We start from the raw sequence: 15,878 nt of genomic DNA, 5'->3' as shown, positions 1-15,878 counted from the left end.
AGCACTGTTGGAGACATCCAGCGGTGCTTTTTTCTTTATGTTAATGATAATAAATAACGACCGAACCATTCAGGGATCTTACGCTGTGTAGTTTGGAGAAAAGATAAAATAAAAGGTAAATCATTCGTCGTATAAGAATGAAAAATATCACTCCACCACTCCGTTTCATAGCGACAAAGCATACTTAAATTATAAAGAATGCTATAGTGAATCATCGGTTCGTTTAACGCCCCATAGAACGACTCTTCAGGACGACTGCGTGATATATAATACGTATTATCAGAACTCCATATAAACGGTTGGCTCGAAAAAGGTGTTAGTATGGAGGAGGTAGAGAGTACAATATGTGATTTCGTTTCGTTTTTTAACTGAAAAGAGCTCGAAGATCCTTGATTGATATACGTTAGAAAACGCTCCGTATTCATATGTAACGTCGTAAGAATACAAGATGGAATATGCCAATCATGTTGATCTTGAATCACTTGAAGAAGTTGTTGTTTCTGCTGAATTTCTTGAAGCCGGTTTTGGAGTTCGGGAATGTACTGCAATAGAGAAAGCATTTTAAACTTCTCTCCTTCTGTATGTTTCACATGAAACAACTGGTAAGAGAAATGATTGAAGAGACCATTGCGCTGTACTTTTACTTCGTCGTGAAGAAATTCATAACATTTTTTTTTTCGTTTACGGGTAGTTAGTCCGTGGGCAAGAACAGAGCTGTTTTCAGGATAATCAGGATCTGTTGTTAGTACACAAGCCTTAATAAGCTGAATCATACCGTAGAAAAGGAGAACTGGTTGAATTTCAGCTGGTGAAATGGAAGCAAGATCATAGTATTTCTTACCATGCTCGATAAAGTATATAAAAGGATAACAATTTTGATAGCTTTTGCTTTCAGCTTGTTCGATTCCGGCACGTTCATAACAACGATATAAGTAGGATTGCGCCTTACTTGACGAGAAAAAGCTGTAGTATAATTCCCAAGGATTTGAAGCAATCATTTAGCGCAGCCTCCATAACATTTGTTTGAAAAATTAGACTTATTGTTCCTTCCTTGACAGTAGTTTATCCAGTTGTTAATCTACAAATAATATTTTTCAGGAAAACATAAGAAGAAGGGTGGAGTAACATATGTGGGAAAGTAAGTTTCAAAAAGAAGGCTTAACATTTGATGATGTCCTTTTAGTACCGGCAAAATCATCAGTTTTACCGAATGAGGTATCATTAAAGACCCGTTTATCTGACCATGTTCAATTAAATATTCCAATCATTAGTGCAGGGATGGATACTGTTACAGAGGCAGAAATGGCGATTGGAATGGCCCGTCAAGGCGGACTAGGTATTATTCATAAGAATATGTCGATTGAGCAACAAGCAGAGAACGTTGACCGCGTGAAACGCTCTGAGAGTGGTGTTATTACCGACCCATTCTATTTAAAACCAGATCATCAAGTATTTGATGCCGAGCATCTAATGGGGAAATACCGTATTAGCGGTGTACCTATTGTCGACGATGAGAAAAAGTTAGTTGGCATTTTAACGAACCGTGATCTTCGTTTTATTGAAGATTACTCTATTTTGATCTCTGATGTAATGACGAAAGACAATCTTGTAACAGCTCCTGTTGGAACGACGTTAAAAGAAGCAGAGCTGATTTTACAAAAACATAAAATTGAAAAACTCCCCCTCGTAAATGATGAAGGCATCCTTCAAGGGCTTATTACCATTAAAGATATCGAAAAAGTTATTGAATTCCCGAACTCTGCTAAAGATGCGCAAGGTCGTCTCTTAGTTGGTGCAGCTGTTGGCGTGACGAAAGATGCTATGCTTCGTATAGAGAAGCTTGTTGAAGCTGGTGTAGATGTGATTGTTATTGATACGGCTCATGGTCATTCGGCTGGTGTATTGAATAAGGTGAAAGAAGTACGTGAGCAATACCCAGAATTAACGATTATTGCGGGTAATGTAGCTACAGCTCAAGCAACGAAAGACTTGATTGAAGCAGGTGCTAGCGTCGTTAAAGTTGGGATTGGACCTGGTTCTATTTGTACAACGCGTGTTGTTGCTGGTGTGGGTGTACCACAAATTACAGCGATATATGATTGTGCAACAGAAGCACGTAAACATGGCATTCCAATCATTGCAGATGGTGGAATTAAATATTCTGGTGATATTGTAAAAGCTTTAGCAACAGGTGGAAATGCCGTTATGTTAGGTAGCATGCTCGCTGGTGTGAGCGAAAGCCCAGGAGAGCGTGAAATTTATCAAGGCCGTCAATTTAAAGTGTACCGAGGCATGGGCTCAATTGGTGCGATGGAACAAGGAAGTCGCGATCGTTATTTCCAAGAAAATAATCAAAAGCTCGTTCCAGAAGGTATTGAAGGGCGCGTACCTTACAAAGGGCCATTAGCAGATACGATCTTCCAACTGCTTGGAGGCATTCGTTCTGGAATGGGTTACTGTGGAACACCAACGCTTGAAGAGCTTCAAGAACGAACACAATTTGTCCGTATTACAGGAGCTGGATTACGCGAAAGTCATCCACATCAAGTACAAATTACGAAAGAAGCTCCAAACTATTCTGTATAAATATGAACTTTTTAAGAAATGTAGGCAGGGACTCTTTCCCTGCCTATTTTTTTATTTATCTGTATGGTACAATTACGTTTGTGTAAAATGTATGGAGGTGTGCACGTTGTTCGGCAACAAACTAAAAGGAATTACATTAACAGCAGTAACTGCTTCAATGCTTTCAGCAAGTGTAATTGGCTCTTCAGGAATCGCTCATGCAGCAGATGTGAAAACCAATGCAGCTTCAGCCATTCTCGTAGATGGGGATACAGGCAAAATCTTATTTGCTAAGAAAGCCGATCAAGTATTGCCTCCTGCCAGTATGTCTAAAATGATGACAGAATACTTGGTAAACGAAGCAATTAAAAAAGGTAAGATTCAATGGGATCAAAAAGTAACAATTAGTGATTATGCTTATAAAATTTCGCAAAACCGTCAGTTATCAAATGTCCCACTACGCATTGATTATAAATATACAGTTAAAGAGCTTTACGAAGCGATGGCTATTTACTCAGCAAATGGAGCAACAATTGCACTAGCTGAATTGCTAGGTGATGGTTCCGAAGGCAAATTCGTTAAAGTTATGAATAAGAAAGCGAAAGAGCTAGGCATTAAAAACGCAAAGTTCGTTAATAGCTCTGGTTTAAACAATGAAGACCTTCAAGGATTTGAAGAAACAGGTGGCAAAAAAGACGAAAATGAAATGACAGCTAAAGGGGTTGCAACCCTGGCTTATCGTTTAATTACCGATTATCCAGAAGTATTAGATACAGCAAAAATTCCTGTTAAATGGTTCCGAAAAGGGACGAAAGATCAAATTAAAATGCAAAACTGGAATTGGATGCTGCCATCACTTGTATATGGTTATAAAGGGATGGATGGTCTAAAAACAGGAACAACCAATAATGCGGGCTACTCATTTGCTGGAACGGCTAAGCGTGGCGATACACGTTTACTTTCCGTGATCATGAAAACGAAAAGCTACAAAGGTCGTTTTGGTGAAACGAAAAAGCTAATGGATTATGGTTTCACGAATTTCACGAAACAAACGCTGTTACCGAAAGGCTATCAGTTAAAAGATAAAAAGACGTTATCTGTAGCGAAAGGTAGCGAGACGGAAGTTGGCATTGCTACGAAAGAACCGGTTTCTGTTCTAGTGAAAAAAGGTGAAAAATCACATTACAAACCTGTTTTTGTAATGGATAAGAAGCATTTAGATGAAGATGGCAACTTAAAAGCTCCATTGAAAAAAGGAGAAGTAGTTGGTCATATTCAAATGAAATATACAGGTAGCGGTGAAGATCCTGGCTACTTAGAAAAAGATGGTTCAGGAAAAGGACAAACACCGGTTGTAACAACTGAAGCTGTCGACGAAGCTAACTGGTTTGTTCTTATGATGAGAAGCATCGGCCATTTCTTTAGCAATGCTTGGGATTCAATCACAAGTACGGTTAAAGGCTGGTTTTAATACGAAAGAAAAGAATCTCGATAAGGAGGTTCTTTTTTTTATAGATTTTGGCAAGTTTTCAATAAGGATAGCGGTTTCATAGGTTTTACGCTAAAATAAATGAGAACGATGTTCAACTCATAACTTTGAGAATAAAACTATCAGGGGGATATGTAAGCATGTTGAAAACAGGTACAGATCGAGTAAAACGCGGCATGGCAGAAATGCAAAAGGGCGGCGTTATTATGGATGTTATAAATGCAGAACAAGCGAAAATCGCTGAGGCAGCTGGCGCTGTAGCCGTTATGGCACTAGAACGTGTACCAGCAGATATTCGTGCAGCTGGTGGAGTAGCACGTATGGCAGATCCTACGATCGTAGAGGAAGTACTGAATGCCGTAAGTATCCCTGTTATGGCAAAGGCGCGTATTGGTCACATTGTTGAAGCGCGTGTCCTTGAAGCAATGGGTGTTGACTATTTAGACGAAAGTGAAGTACTAACTCCAGCGGATGAAGTATTTCATTTAAATAAACGAGATTTTACCGTACCATTCGTATGTGGTGCACGTGATTTAGGAGAAGCAAGTCGCCGTATTGGTGAAGGGGCGTCTATGCTTCGTACGAAAGGTGAGCCTGGGACGGGCAATATCGTTGAAGCAGTTCGTCATATGCGCATGATTCAAGGGCAAATTCGCAAAGTTGTTTCTATGAGCACAGATGAGCTCATGACTGAAGCGAAAAACCTTGGGGCGCCTTATGAAGTTCTTCTACAAATTAAAGAGACTGGCAAGCTTCCAGTCGTTAACTTTGCCGCAGGTGGTGTTGCGACACCAGCTGATGCAGCGCTAATGATGGAACTAGGTGCTGATGGAGTATTTGTTGGTTCTGGGATCTTTAAATCAGAAAATCCTGAGAAATTTGCTCGTGCTATTGTGGAAGCAACAACGCACTACCAAGATTATAAATTAATCGCAGAACTCTCTAAGGGACTTGGCACAGCGATGAAAGGTATCGACATTTCTACGTTGCTACCTGGTGATCGTATGCAGGAGCGCGGCTGGTAAGAAAGGACGTTAACACATCATGGTGAAAATCGGAGTATTAGCGCTACAGGGCGCTGTAAGAGAGCATATACTAGCGCTTGAGAAAAGCGGTGCCGAAGCAGTCAGTGTAAAGCGTGTGGAAGAGTTAGCTGATCTTGACGGCCTAATTATTCCTGGTGGCGAAAGCACAGCGATGCGACGTTTAATTGATCGCTACGCATTTCTAGAGCCACTGCGCGCATTTGCCAAGGATAAGCCGGTATTCGGTACGTGTGCAGGCCTTATTCTTATGGCGAAAGAAATCGTCGGACAAGATGGAGCACATCTTGGCTTAATGGATATGAAGGTTGAGCGAAATGCGTTTGGTCGCCAAGTAGATAGTTTTGAAGCAGAACTGCACATTGAAGGTGTAGGCGAAGACGTGAATGGTGTATTCATTCGCGCGCCTTATATTGCTGAAATCGGCGAAGCTGTTACGGTACTATCCGTGCATAATGACCGCGTTGTTGCGGCACAAGAAGGTCATTTCTTGTGCGCTGCCTTTCATCCAGAATTAACGGATGATCACCGTTTACATCAGTATTTTGTCCAAATGGTGGAAAATACGAAAAAGGTAGTTGCATAAAATCGGAAGTTGTTGTACATTACTATAAAACCACAATACGTAAATCGTTGATAGGAATTAGTAGCAAGTGAGTGCTTTGTATAGAGAGTCGGTGGCTGGTGTAAACCGATCAAAGCCCGTTGTGAATCCATCCTAGAGTGAGATGCTGAACTCATATGTAGGCATGTCCGGCTACCATTGTCCGTTATCAATGCTAGAGCGGCAGATTTTTCTGCAACTAGGGTGGCAACGCGGGTAACTCTCGTCCCTTATTTAACGATAAGGAACGGGAGTTTTTTTATTGTTTAAACGTAACGTGGATGAATGAGAGGGAGGAAATAAGATGTTAGATTTAAAATATGTTCGTGCGAATTTTGAAGAAGTCAAAGAAAAGTTAAGCAAACGTGGAGAAGAGCTAAGTGGGTTGGATCGTTTCGTATCCCTTGATGAGCGTCGTCGTGTTCTGATTGGTGAAACGGAAACGTTAAAATCAAAACGTAATGAGGTATCTAAGCAAGTTGCCGAATTTAAACGTGAGAAAAAAGACGCAGATCACCTCATTGTTGAAATGAGAGAAGTGGGCGATCGTATTAAGGAAATCGACGATGAGCTTCGTACGGTAGAAGAAGAACTGCATGGCATTATGCTTACTTTGCCGAACTTACCGCATGAAAGTGTTCCTGTAGGCGAAACAGAAGATGATAATGTACCTGTTCGTCATTGGGGAGACGTTCGTGAATTTACGCATGAAGTGAAACCGCATTGGGACTTGGCAACTGAGTTAGATATCGTTGACTTTGAACGCGCTGCAAAAGTAACGGGAAGTCGCTTTGCTTTTTATAAAGGAGCAGGTGCACGTTTAGAGCGAGCGCTCATCAACTTGATGATGGATTATCATGAAGATCAGCATGACTATACAGAAGTGCTGCCTCCATACATGGTAAATCGCGATAGCATGACAGGCACAGGGCAACTTCCTAAATTTGAAGAAGATGCATTTAAAATCCGTGAAGAAGACTACTTCCTCATTCCAACGGCTGAAGTTCCTGTAACGAATATGCATCGTCAAGAAATTCTAACAGCTGAAGATCTTCCGAAAGCTTATGTTGCGTATAGTGCTTGTTTCCGTTCTGAAGCGGGTTCTGCTGGTCGCGATACACGCGGATTAATTCGTCAGCATCAGTTTAATAAAGTAGAGCTTGTTCGTTTTGTTAAACCAGAAGATTCTTATGAAGAACTTGAGAAGCTAGTAGGTCATGCAGAAAAAATTCTCCAAATGCTACAATTACCGTATCGTGTCATGAGCATGTGTACAGCAGACCTTGGCTTTACAGCAGCGAAGAAATATGACATCGAAGTATGGCTTCCAAGCTACGGTACGTATCGTGAAATCTCTTCTTGCTCTAACTTTGAAGACTTCCAAGCACGTCGTGCGCAAATTCGCTTCCGTCGTGAAGCAAAAGGGAAGCCAGAGTTTGTACACACATTAAATGGATCTGCCCTAGCAATTGGTCGTACGGTGGCAGCCATCCTAGAAAACTATCAACAAGAAGATGGTTCTATTATCATTCCAGAAGTGCTTCGTCCATACATGGGGAATAAAGAGCGCATTACGAAATAAGTACTAGTGTAAAGAGATCTCATCCTAGCGATGAGGTCTCTTTTTTATAGAAATAAATAAGCACACAACGATGAAAAAATAATAAAATACCGTTGACACTTTATTTCTAACATGATAATATAATTCTTGTCAGTAAGAACACGGAGGTATACCCAAGTCTGGCTGAAGGGATCGGTCTTGAAAACCGACAGGGGTGTAACAACCCGCGGGGGTTCGAATCCCTCTACCTCCTCCATACATAATGAACAGCACTCACGTCATGGTGAGTGCTTTTTTTATTCTCTATAGTAGAAAGGTCCGAGCTCTTAGGAGAGAACTCGGACCTTTTTTCTTATGATTGTAGATCATGTAAGAATGCTTCTTGTTGATGACGTTCAATGGCAAGTTGTAGTAACGAATCAATTAAGTCGGAATATGCTAGACCGCTATGTTCCCAAAGCTTAGGGTACATACTAATTTTCGTAAAGCCAGGGATCGTATTCACCTCGTTAATAATAAGTTTATGTTGAGGTGTTAAGAAAAAGTCAACGCGGGCAAAGCCCTCACAATTTAAAGCTGTAAAAGCGGCGATTGCAGCGATTTGCGCCTGAGCTGTTACTTCCTCAGAAAGATCGGCAGGAATTTGGAGCGTGGCCCCTGTTTCATCAATATATTTCGCATCATACGAATAGAAAGAACCATTTGCAATAATCTCACCAAGAATAGAGGCCTTTGGCTGTTCATTACCAAGGACAGCACATTCAATTTCTCTTCCCACCACGGCTTCCTCAATCAGAACTTTATGATCATAGCGGAAAGCTTCATCAATAGCGGCTGCAAATGTTTGTTCACTTTCCACTTTACTCACACCAACAGATGAACCTTGATTAGCTGGTTTAATAAAGAACGGTAAGCCCAGTTCTTCTTTTAGCGTTTGAAAAGAGATGGTGTGTCTTGTTGCCCGTGTATAGGTGCGCCAATTGGCGACTGCTAAGCCTGCATCTCTTAGCAAGCGTTTCGCAATATCTTTATCCATACATACTGCCGATCCTAGTACACTTGAGCCGACGAAGGGAAGGTTCGCCATACGTAGCATGCCTTGCATGCTACCGTCTTCTCCAAGCGTTCCATGAACAAGGGGGAAAACAACGTGTAATTGATCGAGAAGATTCGCTGTATTCGTACTTTGTAACTGATATTTTTGTTCACCTGGCAAGAGTTGAATGCCCTCTGCCGTTTTCTTTAAGGCAATATGCTTTGGATCGTTTTCATGTAGTAAAAAATCAGCAGCATCATTGATGTGCCAATGTCCACCTTTATCAATACCAATTAAAACAACTTCATACTTAGTATGATCAATCGCTTCTAGGACATTTTTTGCAGACTGTAATGAAACTTCATGTTCCGCAGATTTTCCACCGAATATAAGACCTACTCGTCGTTTTTGCATACAATCACTCTCCTCTGCCGTGCTTTCCATTAGTATACATTACTTTCATTCACTTGGAGCCGGTCTCTTTTCATAAAAAAAATCCCGCTGTATGAGCGGGAAAAGATTAGCGAGATAATTCTCGTTTTAATTCAATTTTTTGCGCGATTTTGGCAACGATTTGTTCAATGCAGTCTGGATCATTGACTAAATCGTAATCATTAATATTCAAGCGCAATACAGGCGAGAAATGAAAATGAGAAATCCATTGTTCATAACGCTCATACATCTCCGTCCAATATTCACTCGGTGTGTCTTGTTCCATCGGGCGCCCACGCTGTTTAATTCGGTCTAAAATACTATCTAGTGGTCCATCAAGATGGATGAGCACATCAGGATGCGGGAAGTATGGTGTCATGACCATCGCTTCAAAAAGTTCCGTATACGTCTTATAGTCAACCTCAGACATTGTACCTTTATCATAATGCATTTTGGCAAAAATGCTTGTATCTTCGTAAATCGAGCGGTCTTGAATAAAGCCCCCTCCAAATTCAAACATACGTTTTTGTTCTTTAAAGCGCTCTGCTAAGAAGAAGATTTGCAAATGAAAACTCCAGCGACTAAAGTCTTTATAGAATTTATCTAAATAGGGGTTATTATCTACTTTCTCCATCGATGTTCTGAAGTTCAAGGCTTGTGCTAGCGCTTGAGTCATTGTGGATTTCCCAGCACCTACTGTTCCAGCAATCGTAATAATAGCATCTTTAGGGATGTTGTATTTTTGTGCTAAGTTCATCGGGCAAGCTCTCCTTTTTGTAACACCGCTTCAATGGCTTGGAAAATTCGTTCTTTATCTTTCGGTTGAGAAACAAAATCAAGTTCATCGCCATTAAAGGTTAAGACAGGAATCTCTGGGTGTTCTTTTTGAAAAGCAACCATGAATGCTTCATAATCAGCAGCAAGTTGTGATAAATAGGCGGGATCAATTTGCTTTTCGATGTTTCGACCGCGGAGCTCAATTCGTTTTAATAACGTATCTAAACTCGCATTTAAGTAGATAATCATATTTGGTACAGGCATATCTTTCGTTAAAATATCAAAAATCTGCATGTATTTATCATAGTGACTGCCGGTTAAAGTTCGACCTGCAAAAATCCGATTTTTGAAAATATGATAATCAGAAACAACTGGAATATTTTGAGATAAATAATCCTTTTGAATATCTTCTAACTGTTTATAGCGATTACACAAGAAGAACATTTCCGTTTGGAAACTCCATTCCTCAATGTTATCGTAAAATTTCCCGAGAAATGGGTTTTCTTCCACAATCTCTTTTAATAGCTTACATGTATAATGCTCTGAGATGGCTTTTGCTAATGATGTTTTACCAACACCAATGGGCCCTTCAACTGCAATAAAAGGGGTAGAAGTCATGCTGCGGTTCCTCCCTAAATTCTAATACACAAAAAATAACAGACTAAAAAACATTGTAGCATATGAAGGGCGGAGGGAGTAGAAGAATTTAAGCGGTTCTCGTTACAGAATTGGACCTTTAGGGTTGGTTTGTGCTTGTTGAATCATATGCGGGAGATGAAGATGCTCGCTTAGGTCTATGGTAGCCTTCAATGTATGGTTCATTACAAGTAAGGCGCGCTCGTTATCTTCTGGTATGTTAGAAGCACAACAATCACGCGGTACGAACAAACGATAGTCGCGCATAAATGCATCATTCGCTGAAAATAAGACGCATATATTGCCGGCAAGTCCGCAAATCATTAAAGTGGTTACCTGCATTTTATGAAGTAAGAAAGAAAGAGGCGTAGCAAAAAAAGCAGAATGCATTGGTTTTATAATGAAGTAATCGTCCTCATCGGGCAGTACTTGTTTTACAAACGGCGCACCTTTTTGCTGTAAGCAATAATCACTTAGTTTCGTTTGATCTGATTGCCAGCGCCCGAAATTATCGTTTACATAGATAACAGGTATAGACGCTTTCTTTGCCTCCTTTTTCAATGAGGCGATGTTTTTTGCAATAGGTGTTGCCTGTTGCAACAACAAATGGCCCTCTTTAAAATCAAAATCATTGATCACGTCAATAATAAGTAAGGCAACAGACGATAATGGCGGTGAACTTGGCATAGCGTACACTCCTTTAAAAGTTAATCCTTCTTTATTATTGGCAAAACCTTTTGTATAATCACAGAAAATAGAGATGGAGTGAAAGAAAATGAGTTCTCATCCAAAAGATGAGTATTATATGTCATTAGCCATTGCGGAAGCACGTAAAGCCGAAGCGATTGGAGAGGTTCCAATTGGTGCCGTTCTTGTCATCGATGATGAAGTAGTGGCGGCGGCCTATAATTTACGGGAAAGTGAGCATCGTGCCATTGCGCATGCTGAATTATTAGCGATTGATCAAGCTTGTAAAAAAACGGGGGCATGGCGACTGTCGGGAAGTACGTTGTACGTCACATTAGAGCCATGTGCAATGTGTGCTGGCGCCATTGTTCTTTCAAGAGTAGATCGCGTCGTTTTTGGTGCACATGATCCAAAAGCAGGCTGTGCAGGCTCTTTAATGAATTTATTGGAAGAAGAACGCTTTAACCATGTGTGTGACGTTACAACGGGAGTTCGGAAAGAGGAGTGCAGTGCCATGCTTTCTACTTTCTTTCGCACGCTTCGCCAGCGTAATAAAGAAAAGAGAAAACAGAGGCTGGGAGATAAACAGCCTTAACATATAAAAATGGCTTAGCCATCGAATGAACCGAAATAAGATGCAAGCTCTTTGATCATCATAAAATAAGTGAAGTACGCAGACCCGGTTCGTTTGCGCGCAGGAGTACTCGATTCGCGCGCAGACCCGGTTCGTTCGCGCGCAAGACCCCTCAATTCGCGCGCAGACCTGATCCGTTCGCGCGCAGGAGCTCTCGATTCGCGCGCAGACAAGGCAAATTGCCTCTCAGAGCAAGCAAGAGGGATGAAAAAGAGAGCAAATCAGCAGCCAAGTCCTCGATTACGCCAAAAAGTCGAATGAAAATAGTTAGAAATGTCTTTAATAAGTGTAAAAAAGTGATTCGCGCGGGGACAAAACGCTCTCAACAACGTATGCGAAGATGAAAAAGAGAAGAGATCATTGTGTAAATGCACTCAAAAATGAGAAGAAATAGTGTAAAAGGTCTTCAATGATCGTGAAAAGAATGAAATGCTCCAGAGCCTTCAATTCGCGCGCAGACCCGGCCGATTCGCGCGTAATAGCCTCCAATTCACGAACAATAGCCCCAGAATTCGCCACAACTAGAGGGAGTATGGTGTCCCAAGTACTGGGTTGATTTTTCCACTGTTCCGTTGTATACTTAATTTTGCACATTTGTATGTGCACTAACAACGTTATACACTTTGTCGCGCTAGGCGGGGAGGTAGCGGTGCCCTGTACTCGCAATCCGCTGTAGCGAGGCTGAATTCCTTTCCTAGGTTAGTTCTACGTATGGTCTGACGTAAGTAAGTGGTGTTGACATTTAGGTCCTGCGCAACGAGGACCCATGAACCCTGTCAGGTCCGGAAGGAAGCAGCAGTAAGTGGTCATCTTCGTGTGCCGTGGGGCAGCCTAGATCGAGCTAACTGCTTGCGTACGCGTAGGTAGGCTATTCCAAAGAAAGGTGCGCGGCATTTTAATATAATTACAAGTACTCACTCATAACGGGTGAGTTTTTTGTTTATTTTCAGTATAATAGTAACTATAAACCATTAGATTATAAGGAGGGCGCGATGAGCTATCAGGCGCTTTACCGAGTTTGGCGCCCACAGTCATTTCAAGATGTGGTCGGCCAAGAACATATTACAACAACCATTCAAAATGCATTAGTCCAAGATAAGCTATCGCATGCTTACTTATTTTCTGGACCTCGTGGAACAGGAAAAACGACAGCGGCCAAGATTATTGCCAAAGCCGTCAACTGTGAAAAGGCACCAACGAAAGAACCATGTAATGAATGCGACAATTGCCGCGGTATTACAAATGGCTCTATTTCGGATGTATTAGAAATCGATGCTGCCAGCAATACTGGTGTTGATGACATTCGTGACATTCGCGATAAAGTGAAGTTTGCGCCTTCGACGGTACGATCAAAGGTATACATCATTGATGAAGTGCACATGCTGTCTACGGGTGCATTTAACGCACTACTCAAAACATTAGAAGAACCACCTCCTCATGTTATTTTCATTCTAGCAACAACAGAACCACATAAAATTCCATTAACCATTGTTTCTCGTTGTCAACGCTTTGATTTTAAACGCATTTCAAGTCAAGCGATTGTCGAACGAATGAAAACCATTTTAAATAGCAGCGAGATTCTACCAGATGACGCAGCTTTGGAATTGTTGGCCCGTGCAGCAGAAGGTGGCATGCGGGATGCTTTAAGCTTGCTTGATCAAGCGATCTCTTATAGTGAAAATGAAGTAACGATTGATGATGTGTTAGCAGTAACGGGAGCTGTGTCACAAGGGTTTCTATCAAAAGTAGCACAGGCTTTTCAAGAAAAAGATGTGGCGAAAGCACTTCATACCGCAGGACAGCTACTAGCGGAAGGAAAAGATCCAGTTCGCTTTATTACAGATCTTATTTACTATTATCGCGATATGCTTCTGTATAAAACAGCTCCTAATTTGGAAGAAATCTTAGATCGGGTAAAAGTAGATGAAGCATTCCAAGCATTAGCTGAGCAGATTGATTCAGAAGCCATTTATCAAATCATTGAGCAGTTAAACAAAGCGCAGCAAGACATGAAATGGACGAACCATCCGAAGATTTTTTTAGAACTATGCCTGTTAAATGTTTGTCAACAAGAGCGTTCTGGGCAAGAAAGCAATTCGGAACTTGTACAAAAAGTTGATAAGCTTGAACGAGAGCTAAAAGAACTAAAAGAAAAAGGAATTCGTTTAAGCGCTACGACTGAACAAGAAGCATCTCCTCAACCGGAAAAGCGTAGTTTTCGCTCAGCGGGTAAAGGGAGCGGGACAAGCCCAGGTCGTGTGAAAGAAATGCTAAAGAAAGCTTCAAAGCAAGAGCTTCTTCAAGTGAAAAATAATTGGGGCGCAATTATGGAGCGCATTAAGCAAGAAAAAGTAAGTGTTTACGCCTTGTTATCTGGTGCGGAGCCAGTTGCTTGCTCACAACAAGATGTTCTTCTTTCTTTTCAGCATGAAATTCATAGCCAAATGGCGTCATCTGACAATATTCGAAGCTGTGTAGAAGGTGTCATTTATAGTACAATAGGGAAGTCATTGACAATGCTTACAATCCTGCAGCCAGAATGGAATGTGATTAAGCAACAATTCATTCAAGAGCAACAGCGAAATGAAGGGACGCCTAAACAAGAAGAGGAAGATCCTTTAATTGCTGAGGCGAAAAAGCTGTTTGGAGAAGATTTACTTGAAATAAAAGAATAAATTATTAGGAGGAATAGAGATATGATGCGTGGCGGAGGAAATATGAATAATATGATGAAGCAAATGCAAAAAATGCAAAAAGATATGGCGAAAGCACAAGAGGAATTAAAAGACAAACGCCTAGAAGGTACTGCAGGTGGCGGAATGGTTACAGTGATCGCTAATGGTCATAAAGAAATTCTTGAAGTAAACATTAAAGAAGAAGTCGTTGATCCAGAAGATATTGAAATGCTTCAGGATCTAGTTTTAACAGCTACAAACGAAGCACTTAAAAACGTGGATGAGCTAGTAAATAAAGATATGGGTAAATTCACTAAAGGCTTAAACATTCCGGGATTATTCTAGGGGGCACAGCATGCATTACCCAGAACCGATATCAAAGCTGATTGACAGCTTTATGAAATTGCCAGGCATAGGACCAAAAACAGCGGTCCGGCTGGCATTTTTCGTATTAGACATGCGCGAGGATGACGTACTAGACTTCGGTCGTGCCCTTGTAAATGCTAAGCGGAATTTAATTTATTGTTCGACTTGTTTCCATATAACCGATCGTGATCCTTGTATGATCTGTGATAATTCTAGCCGAGACCGTACGACCATTTGTGTTGTACATGACTCGAAGGATGTGATCGCAATGGAAAAAATGAAAGATTATCAAGGAATGTATCACGTACTGCACGGCTCGATTTCTCCTATTGAAGGCGTAGGACCTGAAGATATTAAGATTGCGGAGCTATTACAACGTCTTGCTGATGATACTGTGCAAGAAATCATTTTAGCGACCGATCCTAATATTGAAGGAGAGGCGACAGCGATGTATATTGCTCGTCTTTTAAAGCCAACCGGTATTAAGGTTACGAGAATTGCTCATGGGTTACCAGTAGGTGGAGATTTAGAGTACGCAGATGAAGTTACGTTGTCTAAAGCATTAGAAGGAAGACGTGAAATATAGATAAAGGAGTCACGCTTTTATGTTTAACTCCCGAAAAAAACGTCTACGAAAAGCCGGGGATCAAGAATTGATTGAAACGCTACAACGTGTTAAAGACGTTTGGATTTACCAAAAGAACTTAGTCGAAAGAAGTATGGAGCCTTCTGAGCAAGTAATGTTTGAATTAAACCTAGCTCAAGCAAAGTACTTATTCTTATTAAAAGAAGCAAAGAAACGAAAAGTGACAACAGGAAGGCTTTTATAGTCTTCCTGTTCTTTTTTTTGGACAGCCTCATACATTGAAAGTAAAACGTTTGTAAAGAGGTGATGGCAATGCAGCCAGTAACGATGCTTGCAATTGCAGGAAGTGTTTTACTTTTGTTCTTATTCATTGGTGCCCCATTAAAGCCCGTGCGTTTAACAGGCCGTCTGCTTATTCGAATGGCCATAGGAGCGGTATTGTTGTTCTTTTTAAATACAGCAGGGAGTTCATTTCATGTGCATGTTCCTATTAATGTAGCTACCGTTTCTGTTTCAGGGATTCTTGGCTTGCCGGGCATTGCTTCGCTCGCTGCGATTCAATACTTTATTCTATAGAAGATCACAATCTAGGAAGCTCTTAAAAAGGGCTTTCTTTTGTTTTTGAAAGTTTTTTTGAAAAAAGCCTTGCCAACAAATGCAGGAGATGGTATATTTATTGAGCTGCTTCGTTAGCTTGTTTCAAAAGCAAGCACGACGAAAATAACTTAAAAAAAGTTGTTGACTGAAAGGTTGCTAGCATGTTATACTAATTGAGTCGCCAACAAGA

Annotated in this window: 16 protein-coding genes, 1 tRNA gene, 1 other RNA gene and 1 other annotated feature; of the genes, 13 read left to right on the top strand and 5 right to left on the bottom strand. The window is 40.9% G+C overall.

Going from position 1 to position 15,878, the window contains the following annotated elements; all coding sequences use genetic code 11:
* Window positions 1–35 precede the first annotated feature (35 nt).
* Window positions 36–998 (bottom strand): YaaC family protein, encoded by a 963-nt coding sequence (locus tag A374_RS18645; RefSeq protein ID WP_007203805.1) that lies wholly within the window; start codon window positions 996–998, stop codon window positions 36–38.
* Window positions 999–1,128: 130 nt separating this feature from the next.
* On the opposite strand from A374_RS18645, the gene guaB reads away from it, so the two are divergent.
* The 6 genes from guaB to A374_RS18615 all read left to right on the top strand — a co-directional run bounded on the left by guaB (window position 1,129) and on the right by A374_RS18615 (window position 7,518).
* A complete protein-coding gene (gene guaB / locus A374_RS18640) occupies window positions 1,129–2,586 on the top strand; it encodes an IMP dehydrogenase (protein ID WP_007203804.1) in 1,458 nt (485 codons plus the stop codon).
* A gap of 106 nt (window positions 2,587–2,692) precedes the next feature.
* Window positions 2,693–4,036, top strand: coding sequence for a serine hydrolase (locus A374_RS18635; protein WP_007203803.1), 1,344 nt, complete (start codon window positions 2,693–2,695; stop codon window positions 4,034–4,036).
* Window positions 4,037–4,194: 158 nt separating this feature from the next.
* The gene (gene pdxS / locus A374_RS18630) at window positions 4,195–5,079 is read left to right on the top strand and encodes a pyridoxal 5'-phosphate synthase lyase subunit PdxS (RefSeq protein WP_007203802.1); all 885 of its coding nucleotides are present in this window, start codon (window positions 4,195–4,197) and stop codon (window positions 5,077–5,079) included.
* A 19-nt stretch (window positions 5,080–5,098) separates the two neighbouring features.
* Complete coding sequence (pdxT, locus tag A374_RS18625) at window positions 5,099–5,683, top strand: pyridoxal 5'-phosphate synthase glutaminase subunit PdxT (protein WP_007203801.1); 585 nt, start codon at window positions 5,099–5,101, stop codon at window positions 5,681–5,683.
* Between the two features lie 38 nt (window positions 5,684–5,721).
* Window positions 5,722–5,935 (top strand) — a binding site (T-box leader).
* A gap of 70 nt (window positions 5,936–6,005) precedes the next feature.
* A complete protein-coding gene (gene serS / locus A374_RS18620; RefSeq protein WP_007203800.1) occupies window positions 6,006–7,283 on the top strand; it encodes a serine--tRNA ligase in 1,278 nt (425 codons plus the stop codon).
* A gap of 142 nt (window positions 7,284–7,425) precedes the next feature.
* Window positions 7,426–7,518: transfer RNA gene (locus A374_RS18615), tRNA-Ser, on the top strand.
* 96 nt (window positions 7,519–7,614) lie between these two features.
* Here A374_RS18615 and ddlA read toward each other — a convergent pair.
* The 4 genes from ddlA to A374_RS18595 form a co-directional block, all read right to left on the bottom strand.
* Window positions 7,615–8,712 carry a D-alanine--D-alanine ligase gene (gene ddlA, locus A374_RS18610; RefSeq protein WP_007203799.1) on the bottom strand — a complete coding sequence of 366 codons (1,098 nt, stop codon included), beginning with the start codon at window positions 8,710–8,712 and terminating at the stop codon, window positions 7,615–7,617.
* Between the two features lie 106 nt (window positions 8,713–8,818).
* Window positions 8,819–9,487: a deoxynucleoside kinase gene (locus A374_RS18605; RefSeq protein ID WP_007203798.1), complete on the bottom strand. Its 669-nt coding sequence runs from the start codon at window positions 9,485–9,487 to the stop codon at window positions 8,819–8,821.
* Window positions 9,484–10,125 (bottom strand): deoxynucleoside kinase, encoded by a 642-nt coding sequence (locus A374_RS18600; protein ID WP_007203797.1) that lies wholly within the window; start codon window positions 10,123–10,125, stop codon window positions 9,484–9,486. Before A374_RS18600 ends, A374_RS18605 begins: the two co-directional genes overlap by 4 nt.
* Before the next feature lie 102 nt (window positions 10,126–10,227).
* A complete protein-coding gene (locus A374_RS18595; RefSeq protein ID WP_007203796.1) occupies window positions 10,228–10,830 on the bottom strand; it encodes a cysteine hydrolase family protein in 603 nt (200 codons plus the stop codon).
* A gap of 88 nt (window positions 10,831–10,918) precedes the next feature.
* Between A374_RS18595 and tadA the strand changes: the two genes are divergently transcribed.
* From tadA to A374_RS18560, 7 genes are all read left to right on the top strand, one after another.
* Window positions 10,919–11,425, top strand: coding sequence for a tRNA adenosine(34) deaminase TadA (gene tadA, locus A374_RS18590; protein WP_007203795.1), 507 nt, complete (start codon window positions 10,919–10,921; stop codon window positions 11,423–11,425).
* Between the two features lie 665 nt (window positions 11,426–12,090).
* Window positions 12,091–12,355: signal recognition particle sRNA large type (gene ffs, locus A374_RS20290), an RNA gene on the top strand.
* A 101-nt stretch (window positions 12,356–12,456) separates the two neighbouring features.
* The gene (gene dnaX, locus A374_RS18580; RefSeq protein ID WP_007203793.1) at window positions 12,457–14,139 is read left to right on the top strand and encodes a DNA polymerase III subunit gamma/tau; all 1,683 of its coding nucleotides are present in this window, start codon (window positions 12,457–12,459) and stop codon (window positions 14,137–14,139) included.
* 21 nt (window positions 14,140–14,160) lie between these two features.
* On the top strand, window positions 14,161–14,484 hold the full coding sequence (locus A374_RS18575; protein ID WP_040340750.1) for a YbaB/EbfC family nucleoid-associated protein: 324 nt from the start codon (window positions 14,161–14,163) through the stop codon (window positions 14,482–14,484).
* A gap of 10 nt (window positions 14,485–14,494) precedes the next feature.
* The gene (gene recR / locus A374_RS18570) at window positions 14,495–15,091 is read left to right on the top strand and encodes a recombination mediator RecR (RefSeq protein ID WP_007203791.1); all 597 of its coding nucleotides are present in this window, start codon (window positions 14,495–14,497) and stop codon (window positions 15,089–15,091) included.
* A gap of 19 nt (window positions 15,092–15,110) precedes the next feature.
* Window positions 15,111–15,335 (top strand): YaaL family protein, encoded by a 225-nt coding sequence (locus A374_RS18565; RefSeq protein ID WP_007203790.1) that lies wholly within the window; start codon window positions 15,111–15,113, stop codon window positions 15,333–15,335.
* Window positions 15,336–15,403: 68 nt separating this feature from the next.
* Window positions 15,404–15,667: a pro-sigmaK processing inhibitor BofA family protein gene (locus tag A374_RS18560; protein ID WP_007203789.1), complete on the top strand. Its 264-nt coding sequence runs from the start codon at window positions 15,404–15,406 to the stop codon at window positions 15,665–15,667.
* The last annotated feature ends 211 nt before the right edge of the window (window positions 15,668–15,878 follow it).

Origin of the sequence: Fictibacillus macauensis ZFHKF-1 (genome assembly GCF_000269865.1) — a bacterium.
Lineage (GTDB): Bacteria > Bacillota > Bacilli > Bacillales > Fictibacillaceae > Fictibacillus_C > Fictibacillus_C macauensis.
Note: the sequence above shows the minus strand (reverse complement) of the source record. Positions and strands in the feature narration are given on the sequence as shown.